At 60.8% G+C, this 16,897-nt stretch carries 16 protein-coding genes; 6 read left to right on the forward strand and 10 right to left on the reverse strand.

From position 1 onward, the window contains the following. The first annotated feature begins 110 nt into the window (after positions 1-110). Positions 111-1,304 (forward strand): Na+/H+ antiporter NhaA, encoded by a 1,194-nt coding sequence (gene nhaA, locus AB4O08_RS05915; RefSeq protein WP_010212376.1) that lies wholly within the window; start codon positions 111-113, stop codon positions 1,302-1,304. 725 nt (positions 1,305-2,029) lie between these two features. On the opposite strand, the gene AB4O08_RS05920 is transcribed toward nhaA, so the two are convergent. The 6 genes from AB4O08_RS05920 to dinG all read right to left on the reverse strand — a co-directional run bounded on the left by AB4O08_RS05920 (position 2,030) and on the right by dinG (position 10,482). Further along, positions 2,030-2,494: an outer membrane lipoprotein gene (locus AB4O08_RS05920; RefSeq protein WP_003189251.1), complete on the reverse strand. Its 465-nt coding sequence runs from the start codon at positions 2,492-2,494 to the stop codon at positions 2,030-2,032. Positions 2,495-2,763: 269 nt separating this feature from the next. Next, complete coding sequence (pdxH, locus tag AB4O08_RS05925) at positions 2,764-3,411, reverse strand: pyridoxamine 5'-phosphate oxidase (RefSeq protein ID WP_021492392.1); 648 nt, start codon at positions 3,409-3,411, stop codon at positions 2,764-2,766. Positions 3,412-3,438: 27 nt separating this feature from the next. Further along, on the reverse strand, positions 3,439-4,581 hold the full coding sequence (locus AB4O08_RS05930) for an OmpA family protein (protein ID WP_021492393.1): 1,143 nt from the start codon (positions 4,579-4,581) through the stop codon (positions 3,439-3,441). A gap of 143 nt (positions 4,582-4,724) precedes the next feature. Next, positions 4,725-5,870, reverse strand: a complete 1,146-nt coding sequence (locus AB4O08_RS05935) for an EstA family serine hydrolase (protein WP_010212380.1) — start codon at positions 5,868-5,870, stop codon at positions 4,725-4,727. 80 nt (positions 5,871-5,950) lie between these two features. Continuing rightward, the gene (locus AB4O08_RS05940) at positions 5,951-8,248 is read right to left on the reverse strand and encodes a beta-galactosidase (RefSeq protein WP_010212382.1); all 2,298 of its coding nucleotides are present in this window, start codon (positions 8,246-8,248) and stop codon (positions 5,951-5,953) included. 89 nt (positions 8,249-8,337) lie between these two features. Next, positions 8,338-10,482 (reverse strand): ATP-dependent DNA helicase DinG, encoded by a 2,145-nt coding sequence (dinG, locus tag AB4O08_RS05945; protein ID WP_010212383.1) that lies wholly within the window; start codon positions 10,480-10,482, stop codon positions 8,338-8,340. Positions 10,483-10,581: 99 nt separating this feature from the next. Between dinG and AB4O08_RS05950 the strand changes: the two genes are divergently transcribed. Then, entirely contained in the window at positions 10,582-11,046 is a 465-nt protein-coding gene (locus tag AB4O08_RS05950; protein ID WP_042570682.1) for a CopD family protein, read from the forward strand. 119 nt (positions 11,047-11,165) lie between these two features. Here AB4O08_RS05950 and AB4O08_RS05955 read toward each other — a convergent pair whose 3' ends face one another. Further along, positions 11,166-11,924, reverse strand: coding sequence for a hypothetical protein (locus AB4O08_RS05955; RefSeq protein WP_010212385.1), 759 nt, complete (start codon positions 11,922-11,924; stop codon positions 11,166-11,168). 160 nt (positions 11,925-12,084) lie between these two features. Then, complete coding sequence (locus AB4O08_RS05960; protein ID WP_042570681.1) at positions 12,085-12,780, reverse strand: OmpA family protein; 696 nt, start codon at positions 12,778-12,780, stop codon at positions 12,085-12,087. A gap of 190 nt (positions 12,781-12,970) precedes the next feature. Here AB4O08_RS05960 and AB4O08_RS05965 point away from each other — a divergent pair, with 190 nt between their 5' ends. Genes AB4O08_RS05965 through AB4O08_RS05980 form a run of 4 tightly spaced genes read left to right on the forward strand, consistent with a single transcriptional unit; the run spans position 12,971 to position 14,643 of the window. Continuing rightward, the gene (locus tag AB4O08_RS05965; RefSeq protein WP_010212387.1) at positions 12,971-13,468 is read left to right on the forward strand and encodes a DUF6231 family protein; all 498 of its coding nucleotides are present in this window, start codon (positions 12,971-12,973) and stop codon (positions 13,466-13,468) included. Positions 13,469-13,472: 4 nt separating this feature from the next. Further along, the gene (locus tag AB4O08_RS05970; protein ID WP_010212389.1) at positions 13,473-13,943 is read left to right on the forward strand and encodes a YchJ family protein; all 471 of its coding nucleotides are present in this window, start codon (positions 13,473-13,475) and stop codon (positions 13,941-13,943) included. Between the two features lie 20 nt (positions 13,944-13,963). Continuing rightward, on the forward strand, positions 13,964-14,446 hold the full coding sequence (locus AB4O08_RS05975) for an LEA/WHy family protein (RefSeq protein WP_021492408.1): 483 nt from the start codon (positions 13,964-13,966) through the stop codon (positions 14,444-14,446). Further along, on the forward strand, positions 14,443-14,643 hold the full coding sequence (locus tag AB4O08_RS05980; protein WP_003189235.1) for an SEC-C metal-binding domain-containing protein: 201 nt from the start codon (positions 14,443-14,445) through the stop codon (positions 14,641-14,643). Before AB4O08_RS05975 ends, AB4O08_RS05980 begins: the two co-directional genes overlap by 4 nt. 131 nt (positions 14,644-14,774) lie before the next feature. On the opposite strand, the gene AB4O08_RS05985 is transcribed toward AB4O08_RS05980, so the two are convergent. After that, the gene (locus AB4O08_RS05985; RefSeq protein ID WP_010212394.1) at positions 14,775-16,160 is read right to left on the reverse strand and encodes an ATP-binding protein; all 1,386 of its coding nucleotides are present in this window, start codon (positions 16,158-16,160) and stop codon (positions 14,775-14,777) included. Continuing rightward, entirely contained in the window at positions 16,157-16,867 is a 711-nt protein-coding gene (locus tag AB4O08_RS05990; RefSeq protein ID WP_010212395.1) for a response regulator, read from the reverse strand. Before AB4O08_RS05990 ends, AB4O08_RS05985 begins: the two co-directional genes overlap by 4 nt. Between the last annotated feature and the right edge of the window lie 30 nt (positions 16,868-16,897).

Consider the following 16,897-nt stretch of genomic DNA (forward strand, 5'->3'; position numbering starts at 1 on the left):
ACGTCATTCCAAACCGTCGCTTATAACAAATAAGAATATAACTTTTGTTTTAACAACTAACGGTACGGGTTAGGGTACCCACCTATTGAATCTGGATTGGAGAGCATCCCTTGCCTCTGCGTAGCACTTTTACCCGTTTCTTCCAGCTGGAAGCCGCCAGCGGTCTGTTATTGATCGCGGCTGCGGCACTGGCGTTGATCATCAACAACTCCCCTTTGTCGCACCTGTACGCTGCGTTTCTTGATGTACCGGTGGTGGCGCAGATCGGCGCGTTGAAAATCGCCAAACCGGCCTTGCTGTGGATCAACGATGGCCTGATGGCCCTGTTCTTCCTGTTGATCGGTCTGGAGGTCAAACGTGAGTTGCTCGACGGCCACCTGTCAAAGCCCTCGCAAGTGGTACTGCCCGGCGCAGCGGCTATCGGCGGCATGGTCGTGCCGGCGTTGATCTACTGGGCGATCAACAAGGATTACCCCGCCGCACTCTCCGGCTGGGCGATTCCCATGGCGACCGACATCGCCTTCGCCCTCGGCGTGCTGGCCTTGCTGGGCAAGCGCGTGCCGGTGTCGCTGAAGCTGTTCCTGATGACCTTGGCGATCATTGACGACCTTGGCGCGATCATCGTGATTGCCGTGTTCTATTCCGCCGACCTGTCCGGCGCCGCCCTGGCGGGCGCAGCTGCCTGTCTGGTTGCCTTGATTGCGATGAACCGCCTGGGCGTCATCAAGCTCGGACCATACCTGATCATTGGGCTGATCCTGTGGGTGTGCGTACTCAAGAGCGGTGTTCACGCGACGCTTGCGGGTGTGACATTGGCATTCTGCATCCCGATGCGCACCAAGAACGCCGAGCCCTCACCGCTGCTCACGCTGGAACACGCGCTTCACCCGTGGGTGGCCTACGGTATTTTGCCGCTGTTTGCCTTCGCCAACGCCGGCGTATCCCTGACCGGCGTCAGCCTGGAAAGCTTCACTCACCATGTGCCGATGGGCATTGCCGCCGGTTTGTTGATCGGCAAGACCGTGGGTGTGTTTGGCCTCACCTGGCTGGCCATCAAGACCGGCCTCGCTGCCTTGCCCAACGGCGCCAACTGGGGCCAGGTGTTTGGTGTGGCGATCCTCTGCGGCATCGGCTTTACCATGAGCCTGTTTGTCGGTTCGCTGGCGTTTGTGCCGGGTGCCAGTGAGTTTGCTGGGGAGGACCGGATGGGGATTCTGACGGGGTCGATATTGGCCGCGTGTATTGGTTATGCGGTGACGGCGATGGCGAGTCGCAAGAAGGCCGAAACTTCAGGTTTGAACTGACAGCGCCGAAAACCAAAAAGCCGCCTCGGCTTAAACCGAGGCGGCTCCACTTTTCAGACCTTACCGGTCATCGAAGCTGTCCCGCAGAAATACCCACACGTGGTAGACACGCAGGCTATTCACTACGAGGTTCCACGTACGTCGTGCAAACTTCGACATACTCGGCCCTCCTAACGTTAGGCCTTACCTCCAGCGCACTTACCGGAACACGTGAGCCTTTGGATGCAGGTCAATGCATCTTTGAGGCGGCCGGGTTGATGGGCTTCCCGCATGAATCCGGCACGGCTTACTAGCCCGTGGCGATCAGTCCAAAAATTCGCGCGCGTACCCGGCTCGCCTATTAGCGAAAAACGTAGAACAAGGGGGAGCCTAACGAATCTCCCGAATGAAGGTGTGACGAAAAGTGGTTAAATATCCAGTACTGCTTATGAGATCTATTGCAATTTTTTGCAGTAAAAATTGAAAACAGAAAAGCGTCAAGAATGGCCTTCGTCGACTTCTCTCAACCTTGCATGACGGTGTGACCGGAGGTACTATCCCGGCCGCAGGTCAATGCATCTTTGAAGTCGCAGCCCCGTCAATAATCGGGTTCGCAATAAAAAACCGCCCTACTAAGGCGGTTTTTTAATGCCTGCATTTTTTGCAGTTCAACCCGGCCACACCCCATAAAACCAAAAACCCCAACCGGTCACCCGGCTGGGGTTTTGTAGTTCTACAACCAGCGCTTAACGCGTAACGCGGCTAGTACCATCAACAGTCATGATGCGCACACGGTCACCAATGCGGAAGATTTCATTCTCCTGCACAGCCTGCACGTAGGCACGCATGCTGCCGTCGTCTTCGCGAACGGTGATTTCCACACCTTGAGTGCGAGTCAGGCCTTCTTCGGTGGCCGAACCCAGCAGGCCGCCAGCGACGGCGCCGATCACTGCGGTCACGATGCTGCCACGGCCGCCGCCGATGGCGCTGCCGCCAACGCCGCCAATGACTGCGCCGGCTGCACCGCCGATTGGGGTCTTGGTACCTTCGATTTTTACCGGACGCAGGGATTCGATGGTCCCCATGCGCACGGTCTGTACACGACGCGCTTCGTCACGGGAATACGAGTCGCCGGTCAGACTCGAGGCGCAGCCACCCAGCAGCAACGACAGGGTGGTAAAGCAGGCAACCAGTAAAACTGACTTACGCATAGCATCAACTCCAAAGGACAGGTGGTCATTAAACGCTGCAGCTTGACGCCTGTCACGGCAAGCACCGCAAAAAATTGCTTTCATTCAGCCTTAGTACAGACTGCCCACACCAGAAAACTCGACGAACGGTAGTTCTACCTTCAAGGTTTACATTGATTGTAGTCGCAACGGTCGACGAGAACTCGGCGCGGCAGTACACGTCCGACGTCTCTGGAATAGAGACGTCAGAGTGACGGGATGCATTCAAGGGAAATGACGAAAGGTGCAGCTCAGGGCGCCAGGCGTTCGCGGGTCCAGTCGGCCCCTTGCAGGCGGTAGTTCAGACGGTCATGCAAACGGCTGGCACGACCCTGCCAGAACTCGATGCGCTCCGGCAGCAAGCGATAGCCACCCCAATGCTCAGGGCAGTCGGGCTGGGTGTCGCTGAAACGCTGTTCGGTGGCCTTCAGCAGGTCCTGCAGTTCCTCTCGATCACGAATGACCTGGCTCTGCGGCGACGCCCAGGCGCCCAGCCGGCTCCCCAGCGGGCGGACCTGATAATAAGCGTCCGACTCTTCAGCCGTGACTTTCACCACCCGCCCCTCGATCCGCACTTGGCGCTCCAGGGTCGGCCAGAAGAAGGTCATGGCCGCAAACGGCCGCGCCGCGAGCTGCTGGCCCTTAGCACTCTGATAGTTGGTGAAGAAGGTAAAACCCTGCGCGTCCAGGCCCTTGAGCAGCAGGATGCGGCAGTGCGGGCGACCGTCCTGGTCAACCGTGGCCAGGGTCATGGCATTGGCCTCCACCGGTGGCTGCTCGGTTTTCACCGCGTCAGCAAACCACTGATGGAACAAGGCAAATGGCTCGCTCGGGGCCTGGGCCTCGCTCAAACCATCCCGTGTGTAGTCACGGCGCATATCGGCCAGTGCCTGGGTCATGCGGCTTTATCCTTCTGGTTCAGCGGATCAGTTTTTGGCCTGGTCGTTAGCCGGTGCCGCAGCTTTGGCTTTGGCCGGCGCAGGCTTTTTGGCAGCAGGCTTGGCCGGGGCTTTCTTGGCGGCTGGCTTGGCGGCGGCTTTCTTGGCTGGCGCCTTTTTAGCCGTAGCTTTGGCAGCTGGAGCCGGAGCCGGAGCGGGAACATTCTGCACAGCAACCATCTCGGCGACAGGCGGGGTCTTGCCCGACTGGTACTTGCTCAGCAGCGCCAGCATGGTGGTGCGCTGGGTCAACATGATTTCCATGCGACGGTTCAGGGCACGGCCCTGATTGCTGTCGTTGGCGGCACGGGGCATCAGGTCGCCCATGCCACGCAACATCAGGCGATCCTGCTTCAGGCCGCTGAGGCTGAAGATCGAAGCGATGGATTGTGCACGCTCTTTGGTCAGCGCTTGGCTGGCCGGGGCGGTGCCGGTGGCATCCACATGGCCGAGTACCAGCACGGCGGTCTTGGGATCGGCTTCAACAGCCTTGGCAACGCGCGTGAACGGACCGAGGGTGACCGGCAGCAGCATGGTCGGGCGTTTCGGGTTGTAGGAACCGTCTACCGGCGCAATCACGACGAGCACGTTGTCGCGACGCTCCAGTTGCAGGTTGCTGTCCTTGATGGCGGCGCGCAGGCGCGGCTCATAGTCGTCCAACCAGGCCTGGGTGATTTTCGGGTCAGGCATTGGCACGTTGGTCACGTCGACCTTGGCCAATGGCTTGGGTTTGCTTTCGAACGGCCACCACCAGCGGGTTTCGCTGTCTGTCTTGGCGACGGCCGGAGCAGTTGCAGGCTCGGCGGCCTTGAGATCGGCTTTCAGGTCAGCCTTGGCATCGGCGGCCTTTTCGTCGGCGCTCTTGGAAGAGAACGGCCACCAGCTGGAGCCGGTGTCAGCCTTGGCGGCTGGCGCCGGCGCGGCGGTGGCGGCTACCGGCGCTACAGGCTTGGCACCCGCAGCCGGCTTGGCGTCTGGCTTGGCGTCGGTTTGGGTCACTGCGTCCTTGGTCGCGGCCTTGTCAGATCCAAATGACCACCAATGCCCGCCCTCGGCATCATTTTGTGGAGTTTGTGCGCAGCCGGTAATAGTGAGGCATAGCGCCAGTGCCAAGGACTTGTTCGATAACATGAGATATCCACAAAATGAGAAAAGAAACGGGGGTCTGGATGACCCGTTAAACAGACGCTTACAGAACATCAAAGTTAGATCATTTCGTTCAGCGTCTTCTTATACTTGCCTTTGTAACAAAAAATCGTGAAACAGCAAGAGGTTTACAGACAACCGGCCAATATTCCGACCAACTTCTGCGCCCGGGGGTCCATAAGTACATAAGGTCCCAATGTATTAGTCACGAAACCAAACGCTACATCATGCTCTGGGTCGGCAAAGCCTACCGAGCCGCCTGCGCCGGGATGCCCGAATGCACGCGGGCCAAGGCCGAAGGTGGCATTGGGCAGCTGCGGTTGGTCCAACATGCAGCCCAGGCCAAAACGGGTTTGTGTCAATAATGTTTTATCCGGCCCGATACTGTGTTCGCGGGTCAATTGTTCAAGCATATCGGCTTCAAGCAAACTACCGTCCAATAAACCGCTATAAAAGCCTGCCAGGCTGCGTGCATTACCGTGACCATTTGCCGCCGGCTGCTGCATGCGGCGCCATTCAGGTTTATTAGTACTGGTCAGAATAGACGGCGGATTGGCAAATGCACGTGTGGTCATGGCCGAAGGTTCACGCATCATTACTTGCAGTAAACGTTGTGCGGCTTCATCGCCCATATTGCCTTTGCTGCGCGCTATATGTGCCACGCGATAAAACTCTGCATCCGCCAGGCCCACATGGAAATCCAGCCCAAGTGGCCGTGCAACCCGCGCCACGATTGACTCTCCCGGCCCGCGCCCATCGGCGCGACGCAGCAATTCACCCACCAGCCAGCCGTAGGTGATCGCCTCGTAGCCGTGGCCTTGGCCGGGCGTCCACCACGGGGCTTCTGCCGCCAGGGTGTCGACCATCAGTTGCCAGTCGTACAGGGCCTCGGTGGGGAGCATTTCGCGGATCGCCGGTAAACCAGCCTGGTGGCAGAGCAAGTGGCGCAGGGTAATGGTTTCTTTCCCGGCCGCAGCAAATTCCGGCCAATAGTTGGCCACGGGTGCATCCAGTTGCAACTTGCCTTCGGCCACCAGCTGCAGGGCCGTCACGGCTGTGAAGGTCTTGGTGCAGGAGAACAGGTTGACGATAGTGTCGCTGTGCCAGGCTTCGGCACCGTCCTTGTCGGCGGTACCGGCCCACAGGTCGACAACGGTTTCACCGCCGATCTGGATGCAGAGCCCGGCACCACGCTCCTGAGGGTCATCGAACAAGGCGGCGAAGGCTTCACGTACCGCTTCGAACTGGAGTTCGTAATGACCCTGAATCTGCACCTGAGCGCCCTCGAAAACATCAAAAAAGTGGCCGACATTGTTCCAGCCCTTGTGGGTTTTGTGAACCCGTCAGCACTCAATCAATGACCATTTCCAGAGTGCCCGCCCGCATGTCCGGCGCCCTGCCCCGGGCCTTTGCCCTCGTGTCCGGCCCTGCCGCCTTCGCTTTCACGCACAGCCCCCGCTGCCTTGGCCTTTTCCGCTTCCTTGCCCAGTTGATCGACGGCCGCCAGGTTGCTTTTGCGTACGCTGTCGACAAAGCCCTGGAACGGCACGTCGGTGATGCCTACCAGGCCAAAATGGCCGTTTTCACCGTCCAGCAAACGCCCGGTGGCCGGCTGATCCAGGTACTGGAACCAATGCACGCCAACGATCGACGGCTCGGCCATGGCCTGCTTCAAGAAGTTGCCATAGGCCGCGCCACGGTCTTCCTCACGGGCCAGCTGCGTCACGCCCCCCCAGAAAGGCCCACGGTCGGCCGAGCCGAAGTTGAATTCGGTGATCAACACCGGCTTGTCCAGCGCACGCAGGGCGGCGAAGTCGTAACCGTCCTGCGGCTTGAGGGTGTACATGTTGAAGCTCAGCACATCGCAATACTGTGCACAGGACGCCACGGCTTCCGGTGTGCTGACCGCAAAACGACCGCCTAATAGCAGTTGATTCGGCGCATGCCACTTCAGCGAATCGGAAATGGTCTTGAAATAGGCATCGGCGAAGGTCTTCTGGAAGTACTTGAAGTCCGCTTCGATTTCCGGGTGCTCAGGGTTGGGCACCGGCGGTTCGAAGCCCGGGTCTTCCATCAGTTCCCACCCCTTCAATTCGATGCCCCAGGCTTTCGACAGGCCTTCCTCATTACGGTATTTGTCGCGCAGTTGCTTGAGAAACGCACGCTTGGCCGGGACGTCGGTGGTCATGCGCAAGGTGCCATAGGCCAAGGCATAGCGGGACTTCGGATCATCACCTGGGCCGGCCCAAGCCAACTCGTTGTCGGCAAAGAAACCGATCAGCCACGGATCATCGCGATGATCGCGAGCAGCGATGGCCACGGCGCGCTCAGTGGCCATGGCAAAGCGCGGGTCGAACGGGTCGGGCATGCCGCCCCACCAGTCAGTGCCAGTACTGATGCTGGTGTAGTCGCCGACGATCGACAGCGGCAAGGTATAGGGTACGCGGTCGGCGCTGGCCAGGTCGCCATCGCTCCAGTTGCCCACGGTATTGAAACCCCAGGCTTGCAGGCGGTCGAGGGTGTGAGTGGTCCAGCGTTTCTGGTCAAAACCTTCACCGCCATAGGTGCGCTGCAGGTTGGCGCCGTAGAAATCGTACCAGCGCCCGGCGCCAAAGCTGCGGCCCTCACCTGCGCCATTGCCCGTGCGGTTGTCACCACTGCCGTAATACTTGTCGAACGGTTCGCCGGCCTTGGGCAGCGCCGCAAACATCCATTCACGACCGGACACGTAGGTCTGGTTGTTGTCCGGGGCCACGGTATTGACGCCCAGGGAGTAGAACGGATGCCCCTCCGGCGTCACCAGGTACCAGCGCCCGTCGCGCTTCTCGGTGCGGAAAAAACCGCTGGCGTCGAACGCGGGGCCCTTGTTCCAGCCGCCGTACTGATCCAGGGCGGACTTATCCCGCGTGGCCAGCCAGCCCTGGAGCTGCTGTTGCTCCTTGGCGGAGGCAGCCTTGAGCTGCTCGTCGCTGCTGACTTTTTCCGGCCAGCGCGCACGGGTGGATTGACCATAGGCATCCACCAATTCGCTGTAGGCAGCCTTCAATACGGGCTCGCTGTCCTGCACGCCAAAGCGCTCCAGCAAGATACTCTGGGCGGCGTTGGGCTTGATCATCGACAAAGTCACCGAAACCACCTGGCTGCGGTCGATTTCACCCGCGCTGCTGGCCAGCAATACCCGCTGGCCGTCCACAGTGATCGGCATCGGCGGACCGGCCTTCATGCCCTGGCTCAATGGTGAATTGGCTTGCAATGGGACCAGCAGGGTCTGCGCCGGACCCGCCGGCAGGTCGATGCGGCTGACCAGGGTACGGCCGTCGTTGCTCTGCACCTTGACGTAGAGCGTCAATGCCCAATCCATCGCACTCTGGATGCGCAGGCTCATGGCCCCCGACTGGGACCAGTCCCAGGCGCCGGTCTGTGGGCTGAGGACCAGGCTCGGTTCGGCAGCCGGGTTGAACGTGATACGGCGCAGCACTTCGCCTTCAGGCGTCTGTTCGGCGTTGTATTGCGGCAGGCTGGCGTCCTGGGTCGCCACCTTGACCACATCGGCAGGCCGGACGAAATTGAACAGGGTCTGTTGCCCTGCAGGCGCGGCCATCAAGGGCGCGGCGAACAGCAGGGCAAAAAGGGCGGGCAGCGTGCGAATCATACGAGCAAGGTTCTCCCAGGCGGCCGATGAATGGCCTGATGAATGACAGTCAGATAGACCACGAAGTGGGCGAATCCGCCCACTGTGGCTTAAGAAATTTCGCGCCTGAACGGCGGCAAGGCATTAAGGATAGCCTTGCCATAGCGCTGGGTGACCAAACGGCGGTCAAGCAAGGTGATGGTGCCTCGGTCTTCCTCGGTACGCAGCAAGCGACCGCAGGCCTGGACCAGCTTCAGGGAAGCATCCGGCACCGAGATTTCCATGAACGGGTTGCCGCCCCGTGCTTCGATCCATTCGGCCAAGGCCGCCTCGACCGGATCGTCCGGCACCGAGAACGGAATCTTGGCGATCACCACGTGCTCGCAGTAGGCACCCGGCAAGTCCACACCTTCAGCAAAACTCGCCAGGCCGAACAGTACGCTGGAGTCCCCACCATCAACGCGCGCCTTGTGCTTGTTCAGGGTTTCCTGCTTGGACAGGTTGCCTTGGATAAACACCTGCTTGCGCCAGTCACGGTCGAGGCCGTCGAACACGTCCTGCATCTGTTTGCGCGACGAGAACAGCACCAGCGTACCGCGTGAACCCTCTACCAGCTCTGGCAGGTCACGGATGATCGCAGCGGTGTGCGCCGCCGCATCCCGTGGATCAGCCTTGAGGTCCGGCACCCGTAACACACCGGCGTCGGCGTGATGGAAGGGGCTCGGCACCACCGCGGTGACGGCCTTTTTTGGCAGGCCGGCGCGCATGCGGAAGCGGTCGAAAGTGCCCAGGGCCGTCAGCGTGGCCGAGGTGACCAGGCAGCCGTAGGCCACGTTCCACAGGTTGCGGCGCAACATCTCGGCGGCCAGGATCGGGCTCGCGTTGACCTCGATGTCGAACAGCGCACCGCTTTCCGACAGGGTCAACCAACGCGCCATGGGCGGGTTGTCTTCCGGGTCTTCAACAGTAAAGGCCGTCCACAACTCCCAGTTGCCCTGGGAACGGGACAACAGGCTGCCGAACAACGGATACCATTCCTCGGCCTGGTTGCTGGCGATGCCGATATTGACCTCGCCGTCCATGCCCTCTTTGAGCAGGTCGGTGAGACGGGTGAACAGGTCGGTCAGGCGTGAAAAACCCTTCTTCAGCTCGATGCCCATTTCGCGCATGTGCTCGGGAATCAACCCGCCGACAAAACGGTGACGCGGCCGCTCACGGCCCTCGACGTCTTCGCCGGGTTTGAAATCAGCCACCTGCTCGCAGGCGCTGAACATGAATTGCTGCTGGGTCTTGATCTCCCGCGCCAGCTCCGGCACCTGTTCGATCAGCTTGCCCAGGTCACCGGGCAGCGGGTGCTGGGCCAGCAACTTGGTGAGATTCTTCGCGGTGGTTTCCAGCCAGTCGGCAGTGGAGCGCAGGCGCGTGTAGTGGGCGAAGTGACCGATGGCCTTGTCGGGCAGGTGGTGCCCTTCGTCGAAGACATAGAGGGTGTCACGCGGGTCCGGCAATACTGCGCCGCCGCCCAGGGCCAGGTCAGCCAGGACCATGTCGTGGTTGGTGACGATCACATCGACCTTGCCCATGCCTTCGCGGGCCTTGTAGAAGGCGCACTGACCGAAGTTGGGGCAATGGCGGTTGGTGCATTGGCTGTGGTCGGTGGTCAAGCGTGCCCAGTCGGCGTCTTCCAGGGCGGTGGGCCAACTGTCGCGGTCGCCGTCCCATTTATTGCCGGCCAGTTTCTCGATCATGCTGGTGAACAGCTTCTGGCTGGCCTCATCGACTTCGATCTTGAAGCCTTCTTCTTCGAACAGCTGGGCAGTGGCGGTCTGCGCATGGCCTTCCTGCAACAGTACGTCGAGCTTGGACAGGCACATGTAGCGGCCACGGCCCTTGGCCAGGGCGAAGGTGAAGTTCAGGCCGCTGTTGCGCATCAGGTCGGGCAGGTCTTTGTAGACAATCTGCTCTTGCAGGGCGACGGTGGCGGTGGCGATCACCAGGCGCTTGCCAGCAGCCTTGGCGGTGGGGATCGCTGCCAGGCTGTAGGCCACGGTCTTGCCGGTGCCGGTGCCAGCCTCGACCGCCACGACCGCGGGCTCACCCTCGCGGCGACCTTCGTCGTCGGTGTCGATATCCCCGAGGACCTTGGCCACTTCGGCGATCATCAGGCGTTGGCCGTAACGCGGTTTCAAGCTCTTGGCTTCGAGAAAACGCGAGTAGGCGCCCTGGATCGTGGTTTTGAGTTCAGTGCTGATCATGGATAGTCGGGCGCAAAAAACGCTGGATAAATTTTCAGTGGTTCGGATCGGCGGCTATCATACCCCGCTAATGAATCCCGCGCAGAACGGAGTACCACAATGACCGCGTTTAGCCTCGTTTACACCCTGCATGTATTGGCCGCCCTGGTATGGGTCGGCGGTATGTTTTTCGCCTGGATGATCCTGCGCCCCGCCGCTGTCGCGGCACTTGAGGGCCCGGCCCGCCTCAGGTTATGGGCGAATGTGTTTCAACGTTTTTTCGTATGGGTGTGGGTCGCGGTGGCGATTTTGCCGATCAGCGGCATTGGCTTGCTGCAATTGCGCTTCAACGGGTTTGAGACGGCACCGCGGTATGTGCAGGTGATGATGGGGTTGTATCTGGTGATGACGGCGTTGTTTATCCGTATCCAGGCGTTGAAATTCCCGGAATTGCGCACGGCGGTGGCGGCTGAGGATTGGCCGGCAGGGGCTGCGGTGCTGGGCCAGATCCGCCGGTTGGTGGGGATCAATTTGATCGTGGGGTTGGTGGTGGTGGCGATTGCTTCGGCTCGGCCGATGTTATAAGGGTGTTCTTCAGGGCCTCTTCGCGGGCAAGCCCGCTCCCACAGTTGACCGAGTTCCAACATGAGAATGCGGTCGCATGTGGGAGCGGGCTTGCTCGCGAAGACGTCAGCCCAAACGACTCACAGCCGCTGGATTGTCACAGTGCCTGCAGGCCCAGCCGGCCCTGGCTGCCCTTCCAACCCTGGGCGGCCTTTCTCGCCGCCATCAGCGCGGTACACCAGGCAGCCTTTGGACTGGCCACCCTTGCCGGGCTTGCCCGCTGTGCCAGCCAAACCTCCGGCACCGCCATCCACCCACACCTTGATCTGCTGCGCCGGGAAGTCCTGCGGCAGTTCGACCCGCACCTGCGCACCCGCCGCGCCTGGCAAACCGTCACCGCCGTTATCGCCATTGGCGCCACGACCGGCCGAGCCCCAGGTGCAGCCCGGGTCTTCGCCATTGGCGCCATCCAGCCCGGCATAACCTTGGGCACCGGCGCCGCCACGGGCGTCCACCGACAGTTCTTCGGCTACCAGAGAATTGATGCGCAACGTCAGGTCACGCCCGGCCTTGGCCGGCTTTTCGTGGGTGCCGGGAGCGCCGCGTGAGGTGATCTGGCTGCCGTGATCCAACTGCGCATGGCGCACTTGCAATTGCAGCGCAGTGTTACCGGGCACGATGGCGATACGGGCGTCGCGGCCCAGGTGCAGTTCATCCACGGTGACTTGGCTGATGGTGGCCGGAATCAACAACGTGCCGTAGTCCGCCACGTCCAAGCGCTCCAGTTGCAACACACTGGTGCTGCTGGGCAGGCGCATCAACGAGTTGGTTTCAACACTGACGCTCTGGGCCAGGGCAACGGGGCTGACCAACAGGGCCAGCAATAGAACCTTACGCATCGTGGAGCTCCCCTGAAAATTTTCAAAAAATATTTCTAGTTTTTCTTTGGACGCACAGTAACGACTTCCACAGGCGCTTTGCCAGTGAAGGATCAAAAAAGATGATAAAGGGGGAGGATTGGCAGCAATGCCCCTGTGGATCCCACAGGGGCAAGGGCCGTCAGCGGTTGATCTGGATTTCGGTGCGGCGGTTCAAGGCGCGGCCTTCAGCGGTTTTGTTATCCGCTACAGGATGGCTTTCACCTGCGCCGGTCACCGATACGAAATTGCTGCGCGGCACACCGGCACCGATCAGGTAGTCCGTCACCGAATGGGCGCGTTTGTCCGAAAGCTTCTGGTTGTAGGCGTCGTTGCCGACGCTGTCGGTGTGCCCACTGACCCGCAACTGGGCGGTCGGGGCTTCCTGTTTCAAGCGCGTGGCGATGGTGTCGAGATTGGTTTTGTCCGCCGCCGTCAGCTTGGCCGAGTCGAACTGGAAGTGCACATCGCGGATCACGATGGTTTCTTCCTTGACCACCACCACTTCCTCAACCACGGCCGGTGGCGGTGTCGGTGGGCAACCATTGGCATCCACCTGCACACCTTTTGGCGTGCCTGGGCACTTGTCGCGGCTATCCGGCACACCATCACCGTCTTCATCACCATCGCCGTGCACCCAGCAATAGGCACCGGCCATGCCGCCGATCAGCAGCGCACCAGCGCCCGCATAGGCCGAGCTTTCAGTGGCACCGATCGCCGCACCGGTCACACCGCCAATGGCGGCGCAGGTGGGCCAATCGGTTTTTTGCAAACCTGCGCAACCTGTCAATACTCCGGTTAGCAGAACCAAGGGTAGAGCTGTCCGCATGATGCTCATCTGATTTCTCCTGAGGGGATCGGCGGGGGCCGATGGGTGGAGTAAAGACGGCTCTTTTCATCTGCGCCACTACGCCGCGCCCCTGTATTCATTGAGGATCGCCGCATTCGTAGGACTTTTCGCCGCCACCCGCTCTAGGCCCGCACGCTCAGCCGCGCTAGTCTCTATGGTCCCGATGTGAGGATCTCTGATGACCGCTGGTATTTCTGCCCGTACACCTCAGCAAGCCTTGGCCGCCTTGCTCGATCTGCACCAGCCCAAACGCCTGCTGCTGTTGGGCGCCAGCCAGTTCCCGGCGCTGGAGGCTTTTCAAAAAGCCCACCCGGACACTCAGGTGTCCGTCGCGGCACCGGGCGCGTTGCCCACAGAGCTTGCCGCACAGCGGTTTGACCTGGCGCTGGTGGTGGACTGCCTGGAGCACCTGTCAAAACCGCAAGGCCTGACGCTGCTCGGCGGCATCCGTAACCTGAATGCCAGCCGCATTGCGGTGCTGGTGGACCTGGGCGCCTGCGACTGGAAGGACACGGACTTTTTCTCCCTGGCCCTGCAGGCCGGTGAGCGATTCCAGCGCGACGAGCAGGTTCTCACGCTGTTTACCTATGATCTGCTTGACTATAAACAGGTGCCGGACTGGCTCAACGCCCGCTTCTGGGCCAACCCGGAAAACTTCGGAAAGTATTGGTGGTAACCTGATGAGTACATCCATTTGCCCCTGCGGCAGTGGCAACCTGCTGGATGCCTGCTGCGGCCATTATCACGCCGGCCACCCGGCACCCTGCGCCACCGCGTTGATGCGTTCGCGTTATAGCGCCTACGTCTTGGGCCTGGTGGATTACCTGATCGCCACCACCCTGCCCGCGCAACAAGCCGGGCTGGACCGAAATGCCATCGCCGCCTGGAGTGCCCAGAGCACCTGGCTCGGCCTTGAGGTGGAAAGCTCCGAGGTGTTCGGCGGCCAGCCGGAACACGCGTTCGTGACCTTCACCGCGCGCTGGCACGACAGCAACGGCGAACATAGCCACCGCGAGCAGTCTTCTTTCGTACAGAATGACGGGCGCTGGTACTTCATCGACCCGACCGTGGAAGTGAAGGCCGGACGCAACGATGCCTGCCTGTGTGGCAGTGGGCAGAAATTCAAGAAGTGCTGTTCCAGCTACCTCTAAAAACGCTAAGGATTAACGCCATGCTTCGGATGTACAGCTTGATGCTGGCGTTAGCCCTCGGTTTGAGCGGTTGCGCGTCGTGGTTTGAAGACGACTCCCCCCCGCCCCACGTGTCGCTGGTGAAAGTCGAAGTGGTGCGCGCCAAGTTGCTGGAGCAGAAATTCAAGCTGTACTTTCGCGTGGATAACCGCGACGACGCCGACCTGACTGTGCGCGGTTTGATTTACAAGGTCACCCTGGGCGACTTCGTGCTGACTGAGGGCGAGTCCAATGAATGGCTCACCGTGCCGCCGCGCAGTCATAAGTTTTTCCGGGTGTCGGTGCGCACCAACCTCTGGCCGCAGATCCGTGATGTGGTGCAGATGCTGAAAAATCCCGACCGGCCTGTGCCGTATCGCTTGGATGGCGAGCTGAAAACCGGATTATTCATCGGTTATGACGTGCAGGTGAACCACAATGGCGAGATAATCCCCGGCGATTTTATTCCGGAGCGACATCGATGACTCAGCAACCCCATGTCCATGGTCCTGACTGCAACCACGATCACGATCACCATGATCACGACCACGGCCATGTCCACGGCCCGAACTGCGGCCATGCTCACCAGGAGCCCGTGCGCAACGCCTTGAAGGACGTGGGTCGCAATGATCCTTGCCCGTGCGGCAGCGAGAAGAAATTCAAGAAGTGCCACGGGGCGTAAGGCCCAAATGTGAGCGGGCTTGTGTGGGAGCCGGCTTGCTCGCGAATTCGGTGTGTCAGTCACCTGATGCATCGACTGAAAGTCCGCTTTCGCGAGCAAGCCCGCTCCCACATTTAGATTGCACTTCACATTCAGGATTTGCTTTGGAATCGCAGCTCCGCCTCAAGGCCCCCACCTTCCCGATTACGCAAGCTCAACCGCCCGTCATGCGCCTTGGCGATGGTGTGAGCGATGCTCAAACCCAGCCCATACCCGCCGGTCTCGGCATTGCGTGAGCCTTCTACCCGATAAAACGGCTCCATCACCTGCTCCAGCTGTGCCTGGGGAATCCCCGGCCCTCGGTCGCTGATAATGATCGTCAAGCTATCCGCCTGGTCCTCGACCCGCACCGTCACATCGCGGCCATAACGCACCGCGTTCTCCAGCAGGTTCTGCACACACCGCTTGAGGCTGCGGGCGTACCCCGGCAGTGGCTGTTTTGCGCGGCCTTCGATCACCACGTTCTCGCCCACATCCTGCAGATCCGCCTGCAAGCTTTGCAGCAAGGCATTGATGTCGATGTTCTGCCGTGCCTCGTTGATTTCACCGCTGCTGACAAAATCCAGCGTACTGGCCACCATCTGTTCCATTTCCTCCAAGTCACTGCGAAAACGTTCCTTGGTGCGGTTGTCCTCAAGCATCTCGGTGCGCAGGCGCAGGCGTGTGATCGGTGAACGCAGGTCGTGGGAAATAGCCGCAAGAAACCGCGTGCGCTCGGCGATGTTGGCGATCAGCCGCTGCTGCATGGCATTGAAGGCCTGGGCGGCACGGCGCACTTCGGTAGGGCCATCCACCGACAACGGCGGTCGCTGGATATCCCGGCCCAGGGCTTCGGCCGCCTTGGCCAACGCGTTGAGCGGGCGGATCGCCAGGCGCACCGCCACCAGAGCGATCAGCACCAATACCAGTACCCGCAGCAAATAAATGCGCATAACGTAATCGAACAACAGGTCCAGCGGTGAGGTGCTGGTCCAGCCCTGTTCTTCGCTGGCATCCACCTGCAACCAGCGGCCGTCGGGCAGGCGCAGGTCGATCAGAAACTGCCCCACCACCGGTTTGGAACCCAGCAGGGTCGACAGCCCGGCGGTTTGCCCTTCGCCATCCACCAACGACAGGCGCAACAGGATCAGCGTCTGGGCGTAACCGGTTTTTTCCGACAATACCTTCTTGATCAACCGTTCGGTGGGCCGGTCGCTGTCGTGAAGCGTGCTAGGCGTATTACTGGCCTGGTCGCTGAGGGTCAGGCGGAAGGTCGGCGTGTCGAGCATCTTGATCAGCAGGTCCGCCTGTTGCGGGTCGCCGTGCACCAGCCGCACCACGTCCGCCAAGCGCGTGGCGATCAAGCGCGCAGGGATTTCCAGCACCTGCCCGTGGCGCCGGTCGTACCAGATGCTGCTGGTCAGCGCCTGCGCCGCGAGCATGCCGCTGACCAAAATCAGCACCAACCGCCCGAACAGCGAACGCGGCAGCAGTCTCACGATTCCAGCACAACGTCGTCGGCGGTGAGCATGTAGCCTTCGTTGCGCACAGTCTTGATCACATTGGCCGGCAGTTGCGAGCGCAGACGGCTGACGCACACATCGATGGAACGGTCGAACGGCGTGCTGTCCTTGTCGAACACGTGATTGAGCAGGAAGTCGCGGCTCAACGGGCGATTGGGGTGCTGCAACAGCAGGCGCAACACGCGGTAATCGGAGTTGCCCAGGCTGACCACCACCCCCTCCGGCGACAGTAACTGCCGCGCCCGCGTGTCGAGCTGCCAGCCTGCGAAACGGATGCTCGGCGCTTCATCCAGGCGCGCACGGTCGGGAAAGCTCTGCACCCGGCGCAACACCACCTTGATCCGCACCAGCAGTTCGCGCGGGTCGAACGGTTTGGGCAGGTAATCGTCGGCGCCGATTTCCAGGCCGACGATGCGGTCGATCAACGAGCCTTTTGCCGTGAGCATCACCACCGGCGTGTTTGAGTTCACCCGCAGTTCGCGGCACAGGCTCAGGCCGTCTTCACCGGGCAGCATCAGGTCGAGAACGATCAGGTCGATGACATTCAGCGCCAGGCGGCGGCGCATTTCCTTGCCGTCGGCCGCAGTGGAGACCTGGAAGCCGGCGTCGCTCAGGTAGTCGCAGAGCAACTGGCGGATTTGCGGATCGTCATCAACGATCAGCAGGTGGTCTTGCTTGGCCATGGGCAGTCAATCCAAAAAACAATGAAACGC

Source organism: Pseudomonas sp. H3_E07, assembly GCF_054668895.1.

Excerpts from the sequence above, each read along its gene's own strand:
- AB4O08_RS05920 (WP_003189251.1), bottom strand. The coding sequence starts at position 2,494 with ATGCGTAAGTCAGTTTTACTGGTTGCCTGCTTTACCACCCTGTCGTTG.
- pdxH (WP_021492392.1), bottom strand. The coding sequence starts at position 3,411 with ATGACCCAGGCACTGGCCGATATGCGCCGTGACTACACACGGGATGGT.
- AB4O08_RS05930 (WP_021492393.1), bottom strand. The coding sequence starts at position 4,581 with ATGTTATCGAACAAGTCCTTGGCACTGGCGCTATGCCTCACTATTACC.
- AB4O08_RS05940 (WP_010212382.1), bottom strand. The coding sequence starts at position 8,248 with ATGATTCGCACGCTGCCCGCCCTTTTTGCCCTGCTGTTCGCCGCGCCC.
- dinG (WP_010212383.1), bottom strand. The coding sequence starts at position 10,482 with ATGATCAGCACTGAACTCAAAACCACGATCCAGGGCGCCTACTCGCGT.
- AB4O08_RS05950 (WP_042570682.1), top strand. The coding sequence starts at position 10,582 with ATGACCGCGTTTAGCCTCGTTTACACCCTGCATGTATTGGCCGCCCTG.
- AB4O08_RS05955 (WP_010212385.1), bottom strand. The coding sequence starts at position 11,924 with ATGCGTAAGGTTCTATTGCTGGCCCTGTTGGTCAGCCCCGTTGCCCTG.
- AB4O08_RS05960 (WP_042570681.1), bottom strand. The coding sequence starts at position 12,780 with ATGAGCATCATGCGGACAGCTCTACCCTTGGTTCTGCTAACCGGAGTA.
- AB4O08_RS05965 (WP_010212387.1), top strand. The coding sequence starts at position 12,971 with ATGACCGCTGGTATTTCTGCCCGTACACCTCAGCAAGCCTTGGCCGCC.
- AB4O08_RS05970 (WP_010212389.1), top strand. The coding sequence starts at position 13,473 with ATGAGTACATCCATTTGCCCCTGCGGCAGTGGCAACCTGCTGGATGCC.
- AB4O08_RS05975 (WP_021492408.1), top strand. The coding sequence starts at position 13,964 with ATGCTTCGGATGTACAGCTTGATGCTGGCGTTAGCCCTCGGTTTGAGC.
- AB4O08_RS05980 (WP_003189235.1), top strand. The coding sequence starts at position 14,443 with ATGACTCAGCAACCCCATGTCCATGGTCCTGACTGCAACCACGATCAC.
- AB4O08_RS05990 (WP_010212395.1), bottom strand. The coding sequence starts at position 16,867 with ATGGCCAAGCAAGACCACCTGCTGATCGTTGATGACGATCCGCAAATC.